The sequence below is a fragment of the Candidatus Eisenbacteria bacterium genome (genome assembly GCA_005893305.1).
In the GTDB taxonomy this organism is placed as follows: Bacteria; Eisenbacteria; RBG-16-71-46; order SZUA-252; family SZUA-252; genus WS-9.
This window is the reverse complement of record VBOZ01000023.1, coordinates 1-23,644: the sequence shown is the minus strand read 5'-3', so window position 1 is coordinate 23,644 and position 23,644 is coordinate 1. Positions and strand designations below refer to the sequence as shown.

The 23,644-nt window shown below is 65.0% G+C and carries 19 protein-coding genes; 16 read left to right on the top strand and 3 right to left on the bottom strand.

All coding sequences use genetic code 11. The features are described 5' to 3' along the window. Positions 1-1,907, bottom strand: a 1,907-nt coding sequence (locus E6K79_07890; GenBank protein ID TMQ64328.1) for a M23 family metallopeptidase, incomplete at its 3' end; no start/stop codon positions are given. Positions 1,908-2,115: 208 nt separating this feature from the next. Between E6K79_07890 and creD the strand changes: the two genes are divergently transcribed. Next, the gene (gene creD, locus E6K79_07885) at positions 2,116-3,462 is read left to right on the top strand and encodes a cell envelope integrity protein CreD (protein ID TMQ64327.1); all 1,347 of its coding nucleotides are present in this window, start codon (positions 2,116-2,118) and stop codon (positions 3,460-3,462) included. Positions 3,463-3,585: 123 nt separating this feature from the next. On the opposite strand, the gene E6K79_07880 is transcribed toward creD, so the two are convergent. After that, positions 3,586-3,825, bottom strand: a complete 240-nt coding sequence (locus E6K79_07880; GenBank protein TMQ64326.1) for a hypothetical protein — start codon at positions 3,823-3,825, stop codon at positions 3,586-3,588. Positions 3,826-4,134: 309 nt separating this feature from the next. Between E6K79_07880 and sbnA the strand changes: the two genes are divergently transcribed. From sbnA to E6K79_07805, 15 genes are all read left to right on the top strand, one after another. Next, on the top strand, positions 4,135-5,175 hold the full coding sequence (gene sbnA, locus E6K79_07875) for a 2,3-diaminopropionate biosynthesis protein SbnA (GenBank protein TMQ64325.1): 1,041 nt from the start codon (positions 4,135-4,137) through the stop codon (positions 5,173-5,175). Between the two features lie 8 nt (positions 5,176-5,183). Further along, the gene (gene sbnB / locus E6K79_07870; protein TMQ64324.1) at positions 5,184-6,197 is read left to right on the top strand and encodes a 2,3-diaminopropionate biosynthesis protein SbnB; all 1,014 of its coding nucleotides are present in this window, start codon (positions 5,184-5,186) and stop codon (positions 6,195-6,197) included. Further along, positions 6,194-8,719, top strand: coding sequence for a peptide synthetase (locus E6K79_07865; GenBank protein ID TMQ64323.1), 2,526 nt, complete (start codon positions 6,194-6,196; stop codon positions 8,717-8,719). The genes sbnB and E6K79_07865 overlap by 4 nt, the downstream gene beginning before the upstream one ends. After that, a complete protein-coding gene (locus tag E6K79_07860; GenBank protein ID TMQ64322.1) occupies positions 8,697-11,240 on the top strand; it encodes an amino acid adenylation domain-containing protein in 2,544 nt (847 codons plus the stop codon). Before E6K79_07865 ends, E6K79_07860 begins: the two co-directional genes overlap by 23 nt. A gap of 107 nt (positions 11,241-11,347) precedes the next feature. Continuing rightward, the gene (locus E6K79_07855; GenBank protein TMQ64321.1) at positions 11,348-12,220 is read left to right on the top strand and encodes a TauD/TfdA family dioxygenase; all 873 of its coding nucleotides are present in this window, start codon (positions 11,348-11,350) and stop codon (positions 12,218-12,220) included. Continuing rightward, positions 12,217-12,894, top strand: a complete 678-nt coding sequence (locus E6K79_07850) for a 4'-phosphopantetheinyl transferase superfamily protein (protein ID TMQ64320.1) — start codon at positions 12,217-12,219, stop codon at positions 12,892-12,894. The genes E6K79_07855 and E6K79_07850 overlap by 4 nt, the downstream gene beginning before the upstream one ends. A gap of 104 nt (positions 12,895-12,998) precedes the next feature. Continuing rightward, positions 12,999-13,919, top strand: coding sequence for a GNAT family N-acetyltransferase (locus tag E6K79_07845; protein ID TMQ64319.1), 921 nt, complete (start codon positions 12,999-13,001; stop codon positions 13,917-13,919). Positions 13,920-13,984: 65 nt separating this feature from the next. After that, positions 13,985-14,398, top strand: coding sequence for a DoxX family protein (locus tag E6K79_07840; protein TMQ64318.1), 414 nt, complete (start codon positions 13,985-13,987; stop codon positions 14,396-14,398). A gap of 8 nt (positions 14,399-14,406) precedes the next feature. Continuing rightward, the gene (locus E6K79_07835) at positions 14,407-14,811 is read left to right on the top strand and encodes a DUF1801 domain-containing protein (GenBank protein ID TMQ64317.1); all 405 of its coding nucleotides are present in this window, start codon (positions 14,407-14,409) and stop codon (positions 14,809-14,811) included. 55 nt (positions 14,812-14,866) lie between these two features. Continuing rightward, complete coding sequence (locus E6K79_07830; protein TMQ64316.1) at positions 14,867-17,116, top strand: tetratricopeptide repeat protein; 2,250 nt, start codon at positions 14,867-14,869, stop codon at positions 17,114-17,116. Between the two features lie 60 nt (positions 17,117-17,176). Beyond that, a complete protein-coding gene (locus tag E6K79_07825; GenBank protein TMQ64315.1) occupies positions 17,177-20,191 on the top strand; it encodes a tetratricopeptide repeat protein in 3,015 nt (1,004 codons plus the stop codon). A gap of 263 nt (positions 20,192-20,454) precedes the next feature. Further along, the gene (locus tag E6K79_07820; protein TMQ64314.1) at positions 20,455-20,931 is read left to right on the top strand and encodes a DoxX family protein; all 477 of its coding nucleotides are present in this window, start codon (positions 20,455-20,457) and stop codon (positions 20,929-20,931) included. Then, a complete protein-coding gene (locus E6K79_07815; protein ID TMQ64313.1) occupies positions 20,928-21,398 on the top strand; it encodes a winged helix-turn-helix transcriptional regulator in 471 nt (156 codons plus the stop codon). The genes E6K79_07820 and E6K79_07815 overlap by 4 nt, the downstream gene beginning before the upstream one ends. 65 nt (positions 21,399-21,463) lie before the next feature. Then, positions 21,464-22,318, top strand: a complete 855-nt coding sequence (locus E6K79_07810) for an NmrA/HSCARG family protein (protein TMQ64312.1) — start codon at positions 21,464-21,466, stop codon at positions 22,316-22,318. Positions 22,319-22,555: 237 nt separating this feature from the next. Beyond that, positions 22,556-23,059, top strand: a complete 504-nt coding sequence (locus E6K79_07805) for a nuclear transport factor 2 family protein (GenBank protein TMQ64311.1) — start codon at positions 22,556-22,558, stop codon at positions 23,057-23,059. Between the two features lie 160 nt (positions 23,060-23,219). On the opposite strand, the gene E6K79_07800 is transcribed toward E6K79_07805, so the two are convergent. Continuing rightward, positions 23,220-23,644 (bottom strand): LysR family transcriptional regulator (locus E6K79_07800; protein ID TMQ64310.1); only part of this gene is annotated, 425 nt, incomplete at its 5' end.

The window sequence follows — 23,644 nt, the reverse complement described above, 5'->3', positions numbered from 1 at the left end:
CATTCGGTCGGTACGCGCCGCCCGTCCACCTCGAACCACGAAGATCTCGCGTCGATACCGCTCCCGGCTTCCACTACGGAGGCCTCGACAGCCCAGCGGCTGTACGGCCGGGCACGTGCGGGACGTGCGGTGCGCGCGGGCGGTTTGATCAAGGCAACTCGTGGCGCGACCACATCGCTGAAGAGAGCGAAGCGGCCGAGCTTCGATGAGTTCCCGGCCACGGCCCCAGTGGCCGAATCCCGGTCCGAGCCGATCCACTGCCAGCCGCCGCTGTCGAGTCGGTAGAGGCCGACCCGATCGAGCGACGTCCCGGTAGGAGCGGCAAGGCGGACTCGCGCGGGAATGCGGAGCGGATGGCGCGAGGGCTCCACCTGCCACGAGTTATCGATGGCGATCAGGCCCCTCGCTCCACTCCGAGGGTAGGCGTAAGCCACTACGGTCGCGTCCTCGAAGAGCGCTCCCGGAGCGAACCCGACCCGCAACGTTCCCGTCGCGTCCGCCAGCTCGAACTTGGCGCCCGAGCGCTCGCGCCGCGCCCAGACGAGCCCTCCGCGCGCCGAAAGGGCCGCGACGGATGCGGACCCACGCAGCGCGAGAGGCAAGTGCACGGTCCGCGCGGCAGCGCTTTCGGGAACGGAGAACGTGGCGCTCCAGCCGCCGGGCGCACGCGTGGCATGCCGCGCCTCGGCGCCAAGCTGGAGGTCGGGCCCGTCCTTCGAGGAAGAGCCCGGAGCCGTCAGGCGGAGGAATCCTCCGGGGAGCGATGCGAAAGAGACAGACGTCCCACTCCAAGATTCCTTGCCACTCCACCAACCCGGAAACGCGCGCGGCGGCGCAGCACCGGGCCGCAACATTACGCGCCGCACAGCCACACCACCTCCCAGATCGCGCGCCCACACGTCGAGCGCGCGCGGCGGATCGCCCGGTCGAATCGTGATCGTTCCGGCCTCCTCGCCCGCTGGCGCGTCGGCGCGGAGGACTTTAGGACGGAATCCCCGGGGGGACCACACGACGAGACCTTTTCCACCGGTGACCCGTCCCGAGTCGTAGACGTATTCCTCCTCGGACATGTCGGTGGCCCACGAAATACTGTCGAACCTGCACTCCGTGCGGCGACCGTCCCATTCGATCCCCACGGACCACGGCACCGTGTCCTCGGTTCCGTTCGGCAATCGATCGCTCGCCCGGACGATCGCGCGAAACCTCCCGATCGCCGATACCGTGTCTCCGCCTGAGAGAGCCACCGGAAGGGGCCCCGACCGCCCGGCGGCCAGCGAGGTATCGTCCAGCGGCTCGAGGATCAGCGTCGCGAGCCTCGGGGGGACGTTGTCCACGACCACGAGTCCCGCGCGTAGCGGGTGGTAGGCCACGTCCCCGCGCCGGATCTCGAAGTGCAGATGCGGGCCACCCGCGCCGCTCTCTCCCGACCAGGCGATGATCTCTCCCGCGCGCACCGGGAACTGCCCGGGAGACGGCCAGAGGTCCTGCTCGTATTGCCCCGTGGAGTCCTGCACGTGCTGCACGTACCCGGCGAGAGCGCCGGCGAAGGCATCGAGGTGGCCAAATTGGAGGGTGCGCCCGTCGGATGTGCGCAGGTAGATCGATCGTCCATAACCGACTCCGGAGCTCCGAACCCGATCAATCCAGCCGCGATCCGGCGCAAACACGGGACGTCCCACCTTCCGCACGGTGCCGAGGTCGAATCCCGCGTGAAAATGGCCCATCCGATAATCCCCGAAGCCTCCGTTAAACACGAGCGGCTTGGCCAGCGGGGTTTCGGGAAGGGGTGCCGCGAAGGGATGTTGTGCTGTCGCGTTCGGAGGGGTGGCGCCCTGGAGCAATACCGGAGCCGACCCGAGCAGGGTCACGGCAACGATAATCAGGGGCATGGTGAAGCGTCTCGGCATGTCGCACGTGCTCCAGAAGGGGAGTGGCACTGACGTAACGGCATCGTACCCGTTAGGATGGCGGCTCTGGGAGGCTCATTGGGCCATGGGCCGCGTCGGCACCCAGGCGGGCGTTTCGACTTGACTATACCGTGGAGTACTTTACGCTACAAAGCATCGCGCCGATTGCCGGGCGCAACGGCTGGGTCTACCGAAACTGGAGGGTGGCATGCGTTGGAATGTGCTTCTGAAGGCGTTGATCGTGGGTGTTCTGGCGTTGGCCTTCGTGGTGCCGCTCGTCATGATTTGGGGTGTGGTCAAGGATCGGGCCCGCTATCGCGACGCCATCACCGCCGAGGTCGCAGCGAGCACGGCCAGGAGTCAGACCCTCGTCGGTCCCCTCATTGTCGTGCGTTATCGCGAGCGTATTCCGCCGGCCGTGAAGGGTGGGGTCGAACAGGTGCGGGAAGGCACGGAAATCTTGCTTCCCGATTCGCTGGCGGTCCGTTCCAACGCGCACGTCGAGACACGACAGCGCGGGATCCATCGCGTGCCGGTGTTCCGCTCGGCGAACGAGATCACCGCTGAATTTACCGTACCGCCCCGGCTTGGCGTTTCAGACAAGCGCCTGCTGCTGGAGGAGCCGAGAGCCGAGGTCGTGGTTGGCGTCTCCGATCCGCGCGGGATCCGCATGGTACCGCAGGTCAGGCTCGACGCAGCGGCTCTGGAACCGCGTCCAGGCGCCGGTCCGGGCTGGCTTCAGCAAGGGTTCAGTGTGGCCCTTCCTTCCCATGCCGTCGGCCGTCGTGTGGCGCTCGACGTAAGGCTCGAGCTCATGGGCACCGACCGCCTCATGTTTCTTCCGATCGGCTCCGTCACCAGCGTGGAGCTGTCGTCCGATTGGCCGCACCCGAGTTTTGTGGGCGCGTTCCTTCCTGACGAGCGCAATGTTTCCGGGCGGGGCTTCCACGCGCATTGGCAGTTGTCGCGCTTCGCGACCGGGATCGACGACGCGATGGCACGTATTCAGGACAGCATGGGCCGCGCGATTCTCACTCCCGATCGCGACGGCGGGGCGTCAGGATTCCTCAATTCCGACCTCGGTGTTCGCTTCGTCCAGCCCGTCGACGTGTATTCCCAATCCGAACGGGCGGTAAAGTACGGCTTCCTGTTCGTCTTCCTGACCTTCGTTGCGTTCCTTCTATTCGAAGTGCTACGGCGGATGGCGATCCATCCGATCCAGTATGTCCTCTGCGGTGCCGCCCTCGCCCTGTTCTTCCTGCTGCTTGTCTCGCTATCGGAGCACCTCCCGTTCGCAGCGGCCTATCTTGCGGCGAGCGGCGCGTGCGTCGGGCTTATCGCCTTCTATGTCGGGCACGTTCTGGGAAGCATGCGGCGGGGACTCGTTGTGGGTGGGGTGCTCGGCGCACTGTACGGCTTCCTCTACGTGATCCTCCAGTCGGAGGACTATGCTCTGCTCCTGGGTGCCATTCTCTTGTTCGCGGCGCTCACGATCGTGATGATCATCACGCGGCGCGTCGACTGGTATCGCCTTTCGGAGGAGGGGAGCCCGTAACTATAGTCCGCGGGGCATAATGCGGCACACGCGCGTCTGCGGCGACCTAAGCGCCGGCCTTCTCCCGTACGTCGGCGCCGACGCTCTTGGACACCTGAGTGTTGTCGGGGTCACCGGTCTCTCCTATGCCTCGGCGTCGTGGGCGTGGCCGATGGCGACGCGAAGCTTGTGATTGAGCTTGCCGCAGTCAAACGTGACCTTCTCCGACTGAACCGACACGACGGCCTCGATCGGGACCGAGAAGTCGCCCGCGTGCTCGACCCATACCGTGAGCTCACGCGGCGAGACAGCGCGAATCGCTCCGAATTTCTCCTCCTGGTCGGACACGAACGCCTCGTAACCAACTTCGATGGGCTCTCTCATCGATTTCTCCTTCGGTTGCAAGCTCAGCGTCTCGGCGTGGCGGCCGCAACCGCCTCGGCGTCGATTGCGATCCATACGTCCAGGCGCCTGGATTGTACTCTGGCCGTGGTTAACGGTGACAGCTGCCGATCTCGACGGGCGCATCAAGGGGTTGCAGCAAGCACTCCTTCGCCGCCACACCCCTCCTTCCTCCTACGTAGTTTTCCCTAGCCTACAACCGTAGTCTACCGAATGGTGGGCGCGGCGCCTTTGTCGCAATATTTCCTACACGGTGGGGGTTGCGGGGGTCGCCATGGAGGGGAATGCCAAATGCACTTGCCACCTGACAGCAGACTTGGGCCATCGACGCCTCCGCACGGGGTAGCGAACCTCCAAACGGTCGGTCCGGAACTCCGGCCGGCCCCGCATCTCGTCGCGCGGCTGAAACTGCTCCGAAATGCCCTACGACCCACCCCGCATGTGCCATTGGCCATGGAGGGGATGAACCTATTCGCGAAGCTCGAATACGTCAACCCGGTCGGGAGCATCAAGGACCGCACCGCCTATTGGATCCTCAAACGGGCGGCCGAGCGAGGCCAGCTTTGCGACAAGACGACGGTGATCGAGTCTTCCTCCGGAAACTTTGCCAGCGCTCTCGCAGCCTTCACTCGCCTGATCGGTCTGCGATTCATCCCGGTGATCGACCCCAAGATCTCCAGCACTTACGAGTCCTTCCTCCGGCGGATCTGCCCCACAGTCGTTAAGGTCGAGGACCTCGACGACACAGGCGGATACCTGAAGACCCGCCTCGAGATGGTGCACCGGCTGTGCGCCACCATTCCGCACTCCTACTGGCCGAACCAGTACGGAAACCCGGACGCCGCGGAGGCGCATTACAAGCTCACGGCGGGCGAAATCTGTGCCAACTTCCACTCCCTCGACTATGTCTTCATCGGCGTCAGTAGTGCGGGAACGATTGCCGGGGTGTCTCGTCGCCTCAAGGAGCGCTATCCGAACGTTCGCGTCATCGCCGTCGATACCGAAGGCTCCGTCATCTTCGGGGGCCCACCGCGTAAGCGTCATATTCCGGGTATTGGGTCGAGCATTGTCCCGCCGCTCTTGTCGCATGCCACGATCGACGACGTCGTGCTGGTGCCCGAGGGGGAGACCGTTCAGGCCTGCCAGGAGCTTCTCATCGACCACGGGCTGTTCGTCGGCGGCTCCAGCGGGACTGTGTTCGCGGCGATCAAGCGGTACGCGCCAAGGATGGTCGCGTCCAAGCGTCCCACCGTGCTGTTCCTATGTGCGGACCGCGGTGCGCCCTATCTCGACACTGTGTTCGATTCGAGTTGGGCGACCACGCTCCACTAGAGGTGATCGTGGACTTCGCGCTTTCGATCATCAACGGCCAGACGGTGTCCGACATCATCCGCGGCAATCGGGATGAGTGCGTCGAGATCGTTCGGGGCGCTTACCTGGCGCACGCCTCCGGGCATTCGGTGAACCCCGACAGCCACTTCCTGCGGTTTCCCGACAAGCCCGACTGTCGGATTATCGCGCTTCCGGCCTACCTCGGAGACGGGTTCGAGGTCGCCGGGCTGAAGTGGATCGCGAGTTATCCCGGCAACGTCCAGCGGGGCATTCCGCGGGCCTCGGCCGTGCTCGTGCTCAACCGCTGCGACACCGGGTACCCGTTTGCCATTCTCGAGAGTTCGATCATCTCCGCGGCGCGGACAGCCGCTTCGGCCACCCTCGCCGCGTACTGGCTCGGCGGGCGCTCGCGGCGGGCGCATTCGCTTGGAATCGTGGGCACAGGGCTCATCGCCCGCTACCTCTACGAGTTTCTACTCGACACGGGGTGGGCGATCGATGAGGTGCGGTTGTACGACCGGTCGCCCGTCGAGAGCGAGAAGTTCCGGAACACCGTTTGCCGTCGTGAGCAGCACGCCGCCGTCACGGTTGCCCCCGACACGGCAGAACTTGTCAGGGCCTGTGATCTGATCGTGTTCACCACCGTGGCATCGACGCCCCACGTCGTCGATCCTGCCCTTTTCGAGCACAACCCCCTGGTGCTGCATATCTCACTTCGCGATCTCGCCCCCGAGATCCTCCTGAGGTCCCAAAACGTTGTCGACGACGTCGACCACGTCATGAAGGCGAACACCTCGCCCCATCTCGCCGAGCAGCAAACCGGGGACAGAAGCTTTGTGACGGGCACGCTCGCCGACATCATGCTCGGACGCCGATCCGTCGATCGCAGCCGTCCGATCATCTTCTCGCCCTTCGGAATGGGAATACTCGACGTGGCAGTCGGGAAGTGGGTGTACGACCAGGCGGTGGCGGGAGGACGGGATATGCGCCTGGCTGATTTCTTCTACGAGGTCGCGCGATGAGCCGCGGCGTGGCGGAACCTACTGTGACCGCTGAATCGACGGTGCTGGAGGATCCGCGCAGCACTGTCACCGCACGTACCGAGACCGTCCTCGCGGAGGTGCTCGCCGGCGTCCTGCGTGTCGACGGCGTGCCGGTCGACAGCCATTTCTTCGAGGAGCTAGGGGCCGACTCGTTGGTGATGGCCCACTTCTGCGCGCGGGTGAGGAAGCGGGGGGACCTGCCGCCCATATCGATGAGGGACGTTTACCGCCACCCGACGATCCGGAGTCTCGCGGCGTCGCTCGCGGACGTCGCCCCTCGCGCGGTCGAGTCGCCGGGGCCCGCGGCGGTCGAGGCGGCGACACCGGCGAGCACGCTTGAGTACGTTGCGTGCGGTGCGCTCCAGCTCCTCGCGTATCTCGGGTTCACCTACCTTGCCGTGGTCGCCTTCGGCCGAGTCTACGAATGGATCTCCGCGGGCTCGGATACCCTCGAGATCTACCGGCGGCTCGTCCTGGGCGGCATCGCGGGTTTCCTCCTGGTGTGCAGCATGCCGATCCTGGCGAAGTGGGTGCTCATCGGTCGGTGGAAGCCCGGGCAGATCCGTCTCTGGAGTCCGGCATACGTCCGCTTTTGGATCGTCAAGACCTTGATCCGGGCGAACCCCTGCGCCCTCCTGTTCGTCGGGTCCCCCCTCTACGTGCTCTACCTGAGGGCGCTCGGCGCGAAGATCGGCACGGGCGTCGTGATCTTCTCCCGGCGCATACCGGTGTGCACCGATCTGCTCACCATCGGCGCGGGGACGGTCATCCGCAAGGAGTCGTTCTTCCAGTGCTACCGGGCGCATGCGGGGCGAATCGAGACCGGGACGATCACGATCGGCCGGGACGCCTTCATCGGGGAGAGGACCGTGCTCGACATCAACACGGCCATGGGCGATGGGACGCAGCTCGGTCACGCCTCGGCGTTGCACAGCGGCCAGACGATACCGGCCGGCGAGCGGTGGCACGGCTCTCCGGCACAGCGCACGGAGGTGAACTATCTGAGAGTAGCCCCGATGCCCTGCGGCACGCTGCGTCGCGTCGGCTTCTGTGCCGGCACCCTGCTGCTGGTCTTCCTCGTGTACTTGCCATTCCTAGAGGGGAGTCCATACCTGCTCGCGCGGGTCGCGCCGGAGCTGGCCAGGCTTCTGGATCCGAGCGCTGCAAACGCCACCGCCTTCACGTTGCGGGACCTCTCGATCGAGGCACTGGAACTCTCGCTGCTCTTGTTCTTCGGCGCCGTTCTCATCGGCCTGCCGCTCGCGGTCGCGGTCCCTCGCATCCTGAACCTGTTTCTCGAACCGGACAGGGCCTACCCGTTATATGGATTCCACGATCGGGTACAGCGGGCGATCGCGCGCCTGAGCAACGTCAAGCTCTTCGCTCGTCTGTTCGGCGACAGCTCCTACATCGTCCACTATCTGAGCTGGTTGGGGTACCGCCTGTCCCCGGTCGAGCAGACCGGGTCGAACTTCGGACTCGTGATGACGCAAGCGAACCCGTGCCTGTGCTCGGTCGGCACCGGCACGATGGTTGCCGACGGGCTGGCGATCATCAACGACGAGGTCTCGAGCTCGTCGTTTTGCGTGACCCGCGCCTCGATCGGCCCCCGCAACTTTCTGGGCAACGACGTCACCTATTCCTCCGGAGCCAGGACCGGCGACAACTGCCTGCTCGCGACCAAGGTGATGGTTCCGCTGGACGGCGCGATTCGCGAGAACACAGGCCTGCTCGGCTCGCCATGCTTCGAGATTCCACGTACCGTCGACCGCGACACCCGATTCGATCATCTTCGGATCGGCGAGGAGTTCCCCCGTCGCCTTGCGGCTAAGAACCGACACAATATCCGCACCATGGTGATCTTCCTCTTCGCGCGATGGCTCGGCGTCTTCATCGTCACCATACTGAACCTCTCCGCCATCGCGCTTTATGACGTCGCGGGACATTTGGCCACGGCCGCGCTCCTAGCGGCGAGCCTCTTGGTCACCCCGTTGTACTTCGTTTTGGTGGAGCGCTGCCTGGCCGGATTCCGTTCGCTCGAGCCCACCTACTGCTCCATCTACGACCCGCGCTTCTGGCTGCACGAGCGCTTGTGGAAGGTGCCCGCCCTGGACTTTCTCCACTCCTTTGACGGCAGCGCTTACAAGACCTTCCTCTGGCGTTTGATGGGTGTTCGGATCGGCAGGAGGGTCTTTGACGACGGCGTCCACATACCCGAACGAACGCTCGCCACCATCGGGGACCACTGTGCGCTCAACAACGGCAGCAATATCCAATGTCACTCGCAGGAGGACGCCACCTTCAAGTCCGACCGAACCACGATTGGCGCCGGCTGCACGATTGGCGTCGGCGCACTGGTCCACTACGGGGTGACGATGGGTGACGGCTCCGCTCTCGCCGCCCACTCCTTCCTCATGAAGGGAGAGGACGTTCCGGCACACGCTCGCTGGGGAGGGAACCCAGCCAGGGAGATGCGAGATGAGCAGTATCAGCCTGCGTGACACCGCACTTCACGCGGAGCGCGGTCGGGACTACTGGAGCCGCGCGCTTCTCGCAGCCGCGTTCACCCCCCTCCCGCGGTGGACCCGTAAGCCGGTGGCCGGCGTGGGCGAACACGAGGCTAGGATCCCCGGCGAGATCGTGACCGCGGTGCGACGGCTGGCGGACGAGCTGGCGGTGTCGTTCAGCTCGGTATTGCTGGCCGCGCACGCCAAGGTGCTCGGAGCGCTGTCGGGAGAGCGCGTGGTCTCGACCGGCTACGTCGCCACGAGAGGCCGTCCACCGTTGCCCTGCCGGATCACGCTCGAACCGCGCTCCTGGCGGGCAATGGTGCTGGAGGCTCATCGAGCCGAGCTCGAGCTGCGGTCGCACGGAGACGTTCCAATCGAGGAGCTCCAGCGGGAGCTGGGCCTCACGGAACCACTCTTCGAGACCATCTTCGATCCGATCTCCGCCGACGGCGGGGAGCTTGGGGAGGACATCGTCCTCCGGGTCAGCATCGTGGAAGGTGACGGGGTCGTGGTCCGCCTTCGATACCGAACCGACGCGGTCGATACGAGCTACGCCGCGAGGATCGCCGGATATCACATCACCGCGCTCACGTTGATCGCGGCTGATGAGGATGCCGAGCACGCGCGGCAGAGCCTCCTTTCAAACGAAGAGTCGCACCTCCAGCTCCATGCCCTCCGCGGGCCGCACAGGGACGTGCCGGACCGCCGAGTCCACGAGTTGTTCGAGGAGCGGGTCAGGGCACACCCGGACGCCGTCGCGGCCGTGCACGGCGACCGTCACTGGACCTACCGGCAGCTCAACAGCCGTGCCAATCATCTCGCTCGAGCCCTGGTGGCGCGGGGGCTCCGGCGCGAGGGCATCGTCGCCGTGGTGACAGAGCGCAACCTGGACTGGATGGCCGCAGTGCTCGGGATCTTCAAGGCGGGCGGCGCGTACTTACCGATCGAGCCCCATTTCCCGGCGGACCGCATCGCGAAGATGCTTTCCCGGGCCGGCTGCAGGCTCGTGCTCACGGAGCGCGGCAGCACGATGGGGCTCGACCACGCGCTCGAGTTTCTGCGCGGAGTCCAGACGCTCCGCCTCGACGCCGCCCACGAAGAGAGCCATGCCGACGACGATCTCGGCGTCAAGGTTACTGCGAACCAGCTCGCCTACATCTACTTCACCTCCGGCTCCACCGGTGAGCCCAAGGGCGTGATGTGCGAGCACGCAGGCTTCCTGAACCACCTCTGCGCCAAGATCCATGATCTGGGAATCGGCAGGGGCCACGTGGTGGCTCAGACCGCACCCCAGTGCTTCGACATCTCGCTCTGGCAGCTTGTTTCTGCGCTCCTGGTCGGTGGGCGGACTTTGGTGGTGGGGCAGGAGACCATCCTCGACGCGAAGCGTTTCGTCGACGAGATCGTTGGCGGAAGGGTCGCCTTCCTGCAGGTCGTACCGTCCTACCTCGAAGTCCTGCTGTCGTATCTCGAGCGGCACCCACGCGACCTGCCGGACCTGCGGTGCGTCTCCGTCACTGGCGAGGCGCTGAAGAAGGAGCTCGTGCAGCGCTGGTTTGCGATCCAGCCCACAATCAAGCTGCTCAATGCGTACGGGCTTACCGAGACATCGGACGACACCAACCACGAGATCATGGACCGGGTGCCCGACCGGGAACGTGTTCCGCTGGGTCGTCCGATCCAGAATGTTTATGTCTACGTCGTGGACGAGCAACTTTCACCCGTACCGCTCGGCGCACCAGGTGAGATCGCCTTCTCGGGGGTGTGCGTCGGCCGCGGGTACGTCAACGACCTCGAACGCACGCAGCGCGCCTTCATGTCCGATCCACACCGGGAGGGGCATCGGCTCTACCGGAGCGGCGACTATGGCCGCTGGCTTCCGGACGGCAAGTTGGAATTCCTCGGCCGCCGCGATACCCAGGTCAAGGTGAGCGGTTTCCGGATCGAGATCGGCGAGATCGAGAATACGCTCTTGCGCTTGCCCGGCCTCCGCGACGGCGCCGTCGTGGTCACTGGGCGCGGCGACCACGGCAAGCGCCTCGTGGCTTTCTCCTCCGGCGAGCGCGCACTGGATGCCGGCCTGCTACGGGACCGGTTGGGCGAGTCTCTCCCCGAGTACATGGTGCCGTCGGCCTTCCATTGGCGAAGAACGCTACCGTTGACGGAGAACGGCAAGGTCGATAGGAAGGCCCTAATGGCGCTCGCCGGAGAGCTCGATGTTGCCGATGACCGTCGCGACGGGCCGGGTACCGTGGTGGAGGACCCGAAGACGAAAACAGAGCAATGGGTGGCGGCCGCATGGGCCGAGGTGCTCGGCATTCCCAAGCACCAGATCGGCCGGTGGGGCCAATTCTTCGAGCTGGGCGGCACGTCGCTGTCGGCGGTGAAGCTGGTGATCGCTTTGAACCGTGCCGTGTCCCTCAAAGAACTCACGGAGCACCCGATCCTCGCCGACCTAGCCACGCTGGTCGATCGGAGAGCGGCTCCGCGTTCCGCAATCTGGAGCGACTGAAAGGGAAGCACGATGCCATCTCCAGCCCCGACCCCACTACTCAACGTGGACCTGCGACCCGGAAAGCCGCCGATGCTTGAGGTCGAGGGGACCGGCGACGGGGCGGTGTGGGCGGCGGCGCAGGCTCTCTTCTCATTCGCGGTCTCGGGCTGGTCGGCGTGGCCGAGACCGAATCGGTCTTTCGACAGCTGGGTAGCCTGCTGACCGAGAGAGAGGCGTTCGCCTCCCGGCACAGCTACGCGCAGGGCGTGTACTCCTCGTCGAAGTGGCCGCCCAACCAGCCGATGTGCATGCACCACGAGCTGAGTTACGCGCTTGAGTTCCCCGGCCTCATGTTCTTCACATGCCTCACCGCGCCGACGGCGGGGGGCGCCACCCCGGTCGCCGACTCGCCGTCCGTTCTCCACGCGCTGCCCGCCGAGCTGGTCGCCCGCTTTGAGCGGGAGGGCTGGCTCCTGATCCGGAACTACGGCGAGGACATCGGGGCGTCGGTCGCCGAAGCGTTCGGGACTGACGACCGTCACGCCGTCGAGAGCTACTGTCGCGCCAACGCAATCGAGCTCGAGTGGCAATCCGGCGGAGGACTGCGCACCCGACAGCGCCGCAGCGCGATCACGGCTCACCCGTTGACCGGCCAGCGGTGCTGGTTCAACCAAATCGCGTTCCTCAACGAGTGGACGATCGATCCGGAAGTGCGCGAGTTCCTTGTGGACGTCTACGGCGAGGAGGGGTTGCCGTTCAATACCCGCTTCGGCAACGGCGACCCGATCAGCGCGGATGTCGTGCGGATCATCAACCAGGCATACGAGGCAAATACGGTACGCGAGCCATGGCGTGCCGGCGACCTGATGCTTGTGGACAACATCCGCACCGCGCACGGCAGGGAGGACTTCAAGGGGCCGCGTGAGGTGCTCGTGGGGATGGCCGACGCAGTGCACTCGGCCGACCGCCCACCTGCGAGCGAGGACGGCGGCGCATGACGAGACGAGTGCCTCACCTGGCGCCGGGGGAAGTGCACTGTTGGAGCGCCACCCTGGACGTTCCCCCTGAAACGTCCGCTCGGCTCTACGCGACCCTCTCGGTCGAGGAACGCAGCCGCAGCGAACGCTTTCGATATGAGCGCGATCGACAGCGTTTCATTGTGGCGCACGGAGTGCTGCGCGACCTCTTGGGACGCTACCTCGAGACCCAACCGAGTCACATCGCCTACGCGTACAACGCGTTCGGCAAACCCGACCTTGGCCCCGAGTGCGGCAGCCGGCTCAAGTTCAATCTCTCCCACTCGGGCGATCTTGCTCTCATTGCCATCGCCGCTGATTCCAACGTCGGCGTTGATCTCGAGTGCATCCAGGACCGAGCTGATTACCCCGACATCGCGCGGCACTTCTTCTCGTCAGCTGATCTCGCTCAGTTGAGTGATTGCCCGCCCCGACGTTACGCCGAAACCTTTCTCGGCTGTTGGACAAGGAAGGAAGCCTACCTGAAAGCACGCGGCGTCGGGCTCGCGGTAGACCTTGATGAAGCCTCAAACGATGTCGACCCGGTCGAGCAATGGTCGTTCTATGGGCTCCAGCCCGCTCCGAGACATGTCGGGGCACTGGCGATCGAGGGAACTGGCTGGCGCCTGCGCCAATTGCAGTTGAGGCCAGGCTGAGGTCGGCTAGCCTTTCGGATGCTGATGGGCCGCTGACTCGCTGCTAGCGTCGCGACGCGCCGGCTTTCTTTCGTTCGGTCCCGTTCTCATGTAGGTTTCTCGCAATGAAACGGAACCGCATCGTCTTCCGCCAGGCGCGTCCGGAGGACATGGCCGGCTGCGTGCGCGTCTTTCTCCGCTCCGCGGCGGACTTGTCCCGGCGGCAGGGAACCGCGCCGCCGACACTCCGGGTCCGGGACATGGTTCCCGCGCTCTCCCATCTCCAGAGGACCGATCCCCGAGGCTTCCACGTTGCGGTCCGAAGAGGAACGGTCATCGCGTTCGCCTCGACGATCCTGCGCGGGAAGACGCACTTCCTCTCCATGTTATGGACCCTGCCTTCCTTGCAAAGCAAAGGCGTGGGGCGGAAGTTGCTCACGCGGGCATTCAACGGACCGCGGCCACCCCAATCCGCGGTTCGGTGCGTGTACGCCTCACTGGATCCGCGGGCCCAGGCGCTCTATCTCAAATTCGGGATGCGCCCCCGCGGGATGTTTTATCTCCTCAAGGGACCTCCTAGGCGATCCCCGCGCCCGAAGCGGGCGGTGACGCTGGTGCCGGTCGGAGGAGTCGGCAAGGCGTCGCGCCAGATGCTCACCATCGCGGCTCGCTTCGACCGCGCGTTTCGCGCCGCCCGCCGCGATGCCGATATTCGATTCGTGATGAGCCTCCCGGGGGCGCACTTCTTCCAAGTGCGAGTCGGCCGGTCCACGAAGGGGTACGCCGTGATCACGGAGACGGGCCGCGTGGGTCCGGCCTGTGTCACTGATGCGCGCTACAGCGCGGGCCTCGCGTGGGCGATTAAGGAAAAGGCCCGGGAGATGGGGGCGGAGGGAATGGTCGTCATCGTGCCCGGCGTGAACGCGGGCGCACTCGAAGTGTTCTTCGGGGCAGCCTTGAAGACGGAGTTCTTCGGCGCCTGGATGTCGGCCAAGCCGATCGGTTCGTTCGAGTCCTATCTGCTCGCGAGCGGAATGCTACTCTAGAATCAGCGCCTGGCCTCCCAACACCCCGAAGTGCTGAAGCGCAACCCAAAATCCGGAGGTACCCGATGTCTACTGCAACCGCCCACACCGTCTCGGCTCCGCGCTGGATGCCCTGGACCGGCCGGTTCCTTTCCTTTCTCGTGGTCGCGCAGCTGTTGGCCAGCGCTTGGTTCAGGGCTACGTACCACACCTACGCGGTGGCCGAAATCGTCACGGGCTATGGCTATCCCGAATCGGCCATCGTCCCAATTGTCATTTCGGAATGCACCTTGGTGGCGCTCTACCTTGTCCCGCAGACGTCTGTCCTCGCCGCAATCGTGATGACCGGGTATCTCGGCGGCGCGGTGGCCACTCATTTGCGGATCGCGGACACGGCGCGCGCGGCGATTCCATTGGTCGTAGGAATTCTCGCCTGGGGCGGCCTCTACTTGCGGGACAGGCGCATCCGCCAACTTATTCCATTCCGCCGGTCGGCGTGAGGGAGAGCATGAGCCAAGACCAGTCGGCATCGGAGCTGATCTCGAAAAGAATCGCCGAGCTCGGGGACTGGCGCGGGGAAACCCTCAGCAGAATGCGCCAGCTCATCAAGGAAGCAGCGCCGGACATCGTCGAGGAGTGGAAGTGGATGGGCACCCCGATCTGGTCGCACGACGGCATCATTTGCACCGGCGAATCCTACAAGAGTGTCGTGAAGCTTACCTTCGCCAAGGGCGCGTCTCTCAAAGATCCGGCCCGTCTCTTCAACTCGAGTCTCGACGGAAAAGTACGCCGCGCGATCGACATCCACGAAGGAGAAGAAGTTGACGAGTCCGCCTTCAAGGCGCTCATTCGTCAAGCGGTCGCCCTCAACAGTTCCGGCAAGTCGAAGCCTTCGAAGAAGGCGAAGTCGTAACCGGGGTCGAAGACGGGATCACCGGGTCCAGAGTGAGTGGTAGGATGGCGGGTCCATGACGCTCACTCCCGGCAGTCGCCTCGCCACCTACGAGATCCTGTCACCCCTCGGTGCGGGTGGCATGGGCGAGGTCTATCGCGCGCGGGATACGCGACTTGGACGCGACATCGCGGTCAAGGTGCTGCCCGAGGACATGGCGTCCTCGCCCGGCCGCTTGGCCAGCTTTGAGCGCGAAGCGCGGACCGTGGCCAGCCTCAATCACCCCAACATCGTGGTTCTCCATTCCATCGAGGAGGTTGCCGGCACGCGCTTCCTCACCATGGAGCTGGTCGAAGGTCGGGCCCTCACCGCGCTGGTCACCCCCGGCGGGCTTCCGCTCTCCCAGGTGCTCGATCTGGCGATCCCGCTGGCCGACGCGCTTGTCGCCGCGCACGAGAAGGGCGTGGTGCACCGCGACCTCAAGCCCGCCAACGTGATGCTGACGCGCGAGGGGCGGTTGAAGGTGCTCGACTTCGGTCTCGCGAAACTTGCAGGCTCGGACACAAGCCTCGGGGCAACGCAGGAGCTGACGAGGACGGCATCGCGCCCGAGCGAAGGACAGGTGGTGGGCACGGCGCAGTACATGGCTCCGGAGCAGCTCCGCGGCGAGGCCGCGGACGCCCGCAGCGATATCTTTTCGCTTGGGGTCATGCTCTACGAGCTCGCTGCCGGGCGCCGGCCGTTCAACGGTGCGACCTTCGCCGACGTAAGTTCCTCCATTCTTCGCGACACTCCAGAGCTGCTCACCACGGTCCGTGGCGATCTCCCGAGCGATTTCGGCCGGATTGTGGGGCGCTGTCTGGAGAAGGGCCCCCCGGAACGCTTCCAGTCCGCGCTCGACGTCTGCAACGAGCTGCGGCGCATGAAGCAGACGATCGAGATCGGGAACCAGGCGCCCTCTCAGGCCGTGACCTCCATCGCCGTTCTGCCGTTCGTGAACATGAGCCGCGACGAGGAGAACGAGTATTTTTCCGACGGACTTGCCGAGGAGCTCATGAACATGCTCTCCAAGATCCGCGGGCTCCGCGTCGCTGCGCGCACTTCCTCGTTCCACTTCAAAGGCAAGAACCCGACGATCACCGAAGTGGGCACCACACTCAACGTTGCCACCGTGCTCGAAGGGAGCGTTCGCAAGTCTGCGAACCGCGTGCGGATCTCCGTTCAGCTCGTGAAAGTCGCGGATGGCTACCACCTGTGGTCGAAGACCTTCGAGCGAACACTGGACGACATCTTCGCCGTGCAGGACGAGGTGGCGCGCGCCGTTGTGACCGCACTCCCGGGCGAGTTGCTGATCAGCCAGGCCGGCCTCGCGACGAGCCGGGGCACTCGTAACAGCGATGCATACGACGCCTACCTAGAGGGGCGCTTCCTCTGGAACAAGCGGACCGAGTCCGACGTAGGGAAGGCGATCAAGTTCTTCGAGCATGCGATCGCGCTCGATCCCGCGTTCGCCGAGGCGTGGGCCGGACTCGCCGACTCGTACGTCGTGCTCCCTTTTTACAGCCTCGTTTCCACCAGGGATACGCTTCCGAAAGCGCGCGAAGCCGCACTGCGAGCTCTAGAGTTGAAGCCCGAGTTCGGTCCAGCGCATGCCACGCTCGCCTACGCGCTGATGGTCGATCTCCAATGGGAAGACGCCGACAACGAGTTTCGCAGAGCGATCACCCTGAGCCCGGAGGACGCGACGGCACACAAGTGGTACGCGGACCTGCTCATGATGACCGGTCGATCGAGCGCGGCGCTGCGGGAGCTTCGCCGGGCGCTTGAACTCGATCCGCTCTCAGCCAGCATCTGGACCATCATGGGGGAGTGGCACTGGAAGGAGGGCCAACTCGACGAGGCAATGGCCCAGTACCGCAAGGCGCTCGAGCTCACGCCGAGCCTGCCGCTGGCGCTCGAGTTGGCCGCTCGGCTCTGCTGGCAGCGGGGAGACATCGAGCAGTACTTCACCCTATGGGAACGGCTTGAGGTCGTATCGCAGCGCGTCGCGGTGCCCACCGCTGCTTTACGCGAAGCCTATGCGCGGGGAGGGCGAAGTGAAGTCCTGCGGGTGCAGCTTTCCGCTCCCGTCGCCAGTCTGATTCCAACGGATCGCGCTCGCTGGCATGCTGAATTGGGCGACCTTGACGCAGCGTTCCACGATCTCGATGACTCGCTCGCCCAGCGCGAACTCCGTTTGGCCTACGTGACCTACTTCGCGGACTTCGCCCCCCTCTGGAAGGACCCACGCTACGAAGCTCTTTTGGTGCGAATGGGCGTGAGGTAGGTCTCGCGCCTGCGGGACTTACGGGTGGGCTGCCTGAGCGGTCGCCCGGCAGATGGGACCATGCCTTCTGCCTTGAGCGATGGACCGGGAAGTCGCATTCTAGGCCCTGCCATGGGCCTTTCCCCCGGGACCCGCTTCGGGCCCTACCAGATCGTCGCGCCGCTCGGCGCCGGCGGGATGGGCGAGGTCTACCGCGCGCGGGATACGCGGCTACAGCGCGAGGTGGCGGTGAAGACGCTTCCGGTGGCGTTCTCCTCCGATCCCGACCGGCTCCATCGCTTCATCCGCGAGGCGAGGGTTCTCGCCTCGCTCAATCATCCGAACATCGATGCGATCTACGGGCTCGAGGAGCTTCCTTCCGGGGAGCGGTTTCTAATTTTGGAACTGATCGAAGGAGAAACGCTGGCTGAGCGTCTGAAGCGCGGGGCGTTGGGCATTCCAGAGGCGCTCAAAGTCTGTGGGGCGATCGCGGAGGCCCTGGAGGCGGCGCACGAGCGCGGCGTGATTCACCGGGACCTGAAGCCCGGGAATGTGATGCTGACCTCGCGCGGCACGGTGAAGGTATTGGATTTTGGCCTCGCCCGGCATTCCGGGCTCTCAGCCGAGAGCGAAGCGACGATCTCCGCCACGACCATGCTTCGCACCGAGACGGGACTGGTGCTGGGCACGCCGGGGTACATGAGTCCGGAGCAGGTGCGAGGCGCGGAGCAGGATCGGCGCACGGACATCTTCGCTTTCGGATGCGTGCTCCTCGAGTGCCTGACGGGACGCCGCGCGTTCCAAGGCTTGACCGCGGCGGACGCGATGGTGGCGGTGCTGACGGTGGAGCCCCCGTGGTCGGCTCTCCCCCCTGACACGCCCCGGCAGATCCGTGAGCTCCTCGCTCGTTGTCTCGAGAAGGATCCCCAGCAGCGGCTTCGGGACATAGGCGACGCGCGGATCGAGATTGAGAAGGCGCGCGGGACGCGGCAGGCTGCGGCGACCGCCGGAGCGCCGCCGCACAATCTCCCGAAGGAGCTAACGAGCTTTGTGGGTCGGGAAAGGGAGCTTTCGGAATGTCGGGCGCTTTTCGGAGAGACCCGCCTTTTCACCCTCGCGGGGGTCGGAGGGTGCGGCAAGACGCGTCTGGCGCTCAAGCTTGCGGAGAGTCTGCTCGAGGAGCATCCGGATGGGACATGGTTCGTTGAGTTGGCGCCGCTTTCCGATCCAGAGCGCGTGCCCCTCGCCGTGGCGGCGGCTCTGGGGGTCCGGGAGGAGCCCGGAAGGCCGATCCTGGATTCGCTGGCTCGGCATCTCACCGACAAGCGCACCCTCGTCGTGTTGGACAACTGCGAGCACGTGCTCGCGGCGTGCGCGACCCTTTCGGAGCGGCTCTTGACTTCGGCGGCGGACCTCAAGCTCCTGGTGACGAGCCGTGAAGGTTTGGGAGTGAAGGGAGAGCGCCCCTACCCCGTGCTCTCGCTTTCGGTGCCGGGCCCCGACCTGGAGCGCGATCCTCGTGCGGTCGGAGCGTCCGATGCGGCGCGGCTCTTCGTTGATCGGGCGCGGTTCGTGGCACCCGACTTCCGGCTCACGGAGAAGACCGCTCCCGCGGTGGCCGAGATCTGCCGGCGGCTCGACGGCATCCCGCTCGCCATCGAGCTGGCAGCCGCGCGGGTGAAGGTGCTCTCGGTGGATCAGATCCGCGCAAAACTGGACGACCGATTCCGGCTTCTCACGGGCGGGAGCAAGACGGCACTCCCTCGGCACCAGACGCTTCGGGCGACGATCCAATGGAGCTACGACCATCTGGCTCCGGAGGAGCAGCGCCTCGTTAGGCTGCTCGCGGTCTTCGCGGGCGGCTGGGCGCTCGATGCCGCCACGGCCGTCGCCGGCGACGGGGCGGACGAGTTCGAGGTCCTGGACCTCCTTACGCATCTTGTGGACAAGTCGCTGGTGGTGGTGGAGCGGGAAGCAGGCGGTGAGGCTCGGTACCGGATGCTCGAGACAGTGCGGCAGTACGCGCAGGAGAGGCTGAATGAGGCGGGCGAGGCGGGCGAGGCGCGCACGCGGCATCTCGACTTCTTTCTCGCATCGGCCGTAGAGGCGGATTCTGAAATCATGGGGCCGGAGCAAACCAAGTGGGTCGCTCGTCTCGAGCGGGATCACGAGAATGTACTTTCGGGGCACACTTGGTGCGATCGTGCGGAGGGGGGAGCGGAGAAGGGGCTTCAGCTCGTGGCAGCAACGCGAGCATTCTGGCATAGCCGCGGGCTCAACGAGCTAGGGCTTCGGGTGATGCGGGAGGCACTGGGGCGAAAGGGGGCGGAGTCGCCCACGCGGGTTCGAGCCGTGGTGCTATCCGGGGCGGGATGGTTCGCCTGCCGTCTGAGCCTCTACGCAGAGGCTCATTCTCTATTGGAGGAGAGCCTCTCGATCTCGCGTGCCCTTGGGGACACGGCCGTCACTGCGACGTCGCTTCGGCGGCTTGGGATTGTGGCTCATGAGCAGGGATACTCCGCTGAGGCGCGCGGGTTTTACGAGGAGAGCATCACGATCTCCCGGCAGATTGGGGACAAACACCTGCTTTGTTGGGGGCTCAATAACCTGGCCACGATATTCATGGACGAGGGGGCGTTTGAGGCAGCCGGGTCTCTCGTTGAGGAAGCCCTGACCCTCGAACGGGAGGTGGGGAATCCTTGGGGGGTCGCCATCCTGCTCATGAACCTTGCCGATGTCGCGATTCAACGGGGTGATCTCGGGGCAGCGCGCGGAAGACTCGTAGAGAGTGCCGCGCTCGCCGAGGAGACCGGTGCGAGTTGGGTGGGGCAGGGCGTATTGAACACGGTCGCGCAGTTGGCCGCGACTTTAGGCGAGGGCGCGTTCGCGGCGCGCCTATTCGGAGTCTCGGAGGTGCTGAGGGAGCGGATGGGCGAGCGCCGGTCCGCTGCGGACGAACAACGCATCGCGCCCCTCATGGCACGCGCGCGGAGCGAGCTGGGCGAGAGCGCCTTCGCCGCGGCTTACGCAGCCGGCGGCTCTCTTTCATACCAAGACGCCATCGCCGAAGCCCGTGCGTGGCTCGAGCAGCGCTGAGCGGGCCGTTAGCTCAGGCGGTAGAGCACCTGCCTTTCAAGACCCTACATCTCAAACAGAGCCCGCTCGAGTAAGTCGAAGCGCCTGAACCTTTTCAAAAGACGGCCGACGAGGACAATCCGGGTTCCGAACGCGTAAATATATCTCGATGTAATGAATCCTTATGGAAGGGCATTGCATCTCAGACAGATGTCGGCACGTTCGGGGCGGGTCGACCGCGCCTGCCCGTAGGTAGAAGCCATTAAGTCAGGAGGAGATACACGATGTTCCGCAAGCTGATAGCTACGGATGACAATCCGGCGACCCTCATTCTACGTTTGGTGCTCGGAGTCGTCTTTTTCGCGCATGGCGCGCAGAAGTTGCTGGGTTGGTTTGGCGGCCCCGGCTACTCGGGAACGATGGGAATGTTCACCGGTTACCTTCATATCCCCGCGCCGCTCGCGTTCCTGGCCATCGCGGCCGAGTTCTTCGGCGGCCTGGGACTCATTCTGGGATTCCTGACTCGGATCGCAGCCTTCGGCATCGCCGTCAACATGCTGGTCGCCATCGCGACGGTGCATCACTCCTATGGTTTCTTCATGAATTGGGCCGGGACGCAGAAGGGCGAGGGCTTCGAGTACCACCTGTTGGTCCTGGCGATCACGGCCTATCTCATCATCCGCGGGGCAGGCGCGTTTTCGGTCGACCGCGCGATCGCGACAGCATCGCCGCTGGCACAGCCCAGGTCGGCTCGCGCATGAGCGCCGGCTCCCGCGTGGACGCACCTGGCCTCTGGATCGTTCTGATGAGGTGCCATCACGCGCTGAGCAAGATCGCGGAGGGCAGCATCGAGGACTCCGGGTTGGGCCTCACGGATTTCGTGGCGCTCGAAGCACTCTTGCACAAAGGTCCGCAGACGATCACCGAGATCCAGAGCAGGGTACTGCTCGCGAGCGGCTCGATGACCGCGGCGGTCGATCGACTGGAGGAAAAGGGCCTCATACGGCGGACATCGGCGCCGGGAGACCGAAGGGTCAAGGTGTTGAAGTTGACACCGGCCGGCAAGCGGATCGCCGAAACGGCTTACGGTCGCCACGCCGCGGAGCTCGAATCCGCCATGAGTGTTCTGAATCCGACGGAGAAACAGCAGCTTCGCGCCATCTTGAAGAAGCTGGGACTATTTGCGGCCGGTGTCGGTGCGAAGGAGGCGGGTGACGGCCATGGTTGAAGCCACGATCGGCTCGCTTGAGGCGCGCGTGTGAGATGACATCACGAATGGAGGAGGGTTCAGCCATGACGAAGGATCGAACGATTCTCATCACGGGAGTGACCGGCCATCAGGGCGGTGCGGTCGCGCAGGCGCTGCGCGGCGCCGGGTTCCATCTGCGCGGCCTGACGCGCAAGCCAGACAGCGAGCAGGCGGCGGCGCTGAAGCGCCAGGGCGTCGACGTCGTCCAGGGCGATCTCGATGACGAGGCGTCGCTGCGCCGTGCGTTGTCCGGCGCCGGGGGCGTCTTCGGCGTGCAGAACACGTGGGAAGCGGGCGTCGAGCGGGAAGAGGCCCAGGGCAAGCGCCTTGCGACGCTGGCGCGCGAGGCCGGCGTCGAACACTTCGTCTACTCATCCGTGGGCTCGGCGCACAAGCGGACGGGGATCCCGCACTTCGACAACAAGTGGCGGATCGAGGAAACCGTGCGCGGTCTTCGCTTCCCCTCGCATGTGATCCTGCGCCCGGTGTTCTTCATGGAGAACCTTGTGGCGCCCTACAGTCTCCAGGGCTCCACGCTGGCCGTGGCGCTCGGGCCAGGCACGAAGCTACAGATGATTGCGGTGGACGACATCGGCTGGTTCGGCGCGCGTGCGTTCACCGATGCCGCCGCCTTGAACCGCCGCGAGATCGATCTCGCCGGTGACGTACGAACGATGCCGGCGGCGGCGGAGATCTTCACGAACGCGCTCGGTCGGCCGATTGCTTTCGCGCAGACGCCCATCGAACAGGTCCGGCAGTTCAGCGAGGATACGGCGCTGATGCTGGAATGGTTCGAGCGCGTCGGCTACAGCGCCGACATCGCCGGCCTGGAACGCGAGTTCGGCCGCACGCTCACGAAGCTGCCGGACTGGGCTGCCAAGATCGAGGTCCCTAAGTGACCCAGATCCATCCGCTCGATCCCGAAGACGCAGCGATCACCGCCGCCACGCGCGCCATGCTCAGCTCCGGTTGATAGGCGGTCGCATCCGAAACTCCCCTCCGCCGGTGTTACACCTCCAGCGAACACCTCAACCGCCGCCGGTCGTTATTTCGCGGCTCGACACGCAGGCGTGGTATGGTGCACCGACAATCGAGTCCCTGCTTGCGTGTTGTCGAAACCCAAACGAGGAGGAAGCGTGAAGAGAATCCTTAGCGCCGCACTGTTCCTGCTGTTCGCGACGTCCGCATTTGCCGCCGATGCGAAGAAGAACACCATGAATGCGGACGAGGGTGTCATGAAGTCCGCTCAGGGGTTCTTCGATGCGTGGAATCAGCACGACATGAAGGCAATGACGTCGTACTGGACGAACGACGCGACGCTGATCAATCCGATGGGCCGGATGGCTCATGGCACCTCGGACATCGAGAAGCTCTTCACGGACGAGCAGTCGAGCGTGTTCAAGGCCTCCACGGCGAAGGTTCTCGAGATGAAGGTCACACGCTCGCTGGGATCGACCATGGCCTTCTGCGACGGCGAGATGACGGTCGACGGCGCCATGGGTCCGGACGGCTCCGCGATGCAGCAGATGAAGATCCACTTGGCGGTCATCATGGAGAAGAAAGGTGGCCGTTGGCTGTTCGCCGACGCGCGCCCCTACTCGTTCATGCCGGCACCGCCTGAGGCCGCCAAGACGAACTGACGTTCGTCGAACATGACGCAGCGCAAGGCGCCCCAGGGGTCTGGGGCGTCTTGCTGTTTTGAACGAAAAGGTTTTCGCCCTGCAGCGACAGGTGCGAGGCATTCGACAGACTTCCTGATTCGGTGGAGTTGCAGTCGTGGTGTCGGACAATGCCGCCTTGTCATGCTCTTCGCAGGCGAAGCGTTTCGATGAGCGCCGAAAGTGCAGCGGACTGCTGCCGTCGACTAGGGTAGTAGAGGAAGAAGCCGGGGAACGGTGGGCACCAATCGTCGAGCACGCGCACTAGTGCCCCGCTCGCGAGGTGCGACGCCACGCGTTCCTCGTCCGTAAAGGCGAGACCCACGCCATCGATTCCCGCGCGGATCATTATCTCCACGTCATCGACGATCAGCGGTCCGTTCACTGCGACGGTGAGGGACTGGTTGTCCTTGTCGAACTCCCAGCGGTATACGCCGGCCGAGCCGTGTCGAAAGTTGATGCAGCGGTGGCTCAGCAAGTCACCGGGCGATGCCGGCTTGGGGTGCGACTCGAAATAGCGGGGCGAACCCACGATGGCCGGCCGGAGGTCCTTGGACACGCGGACCG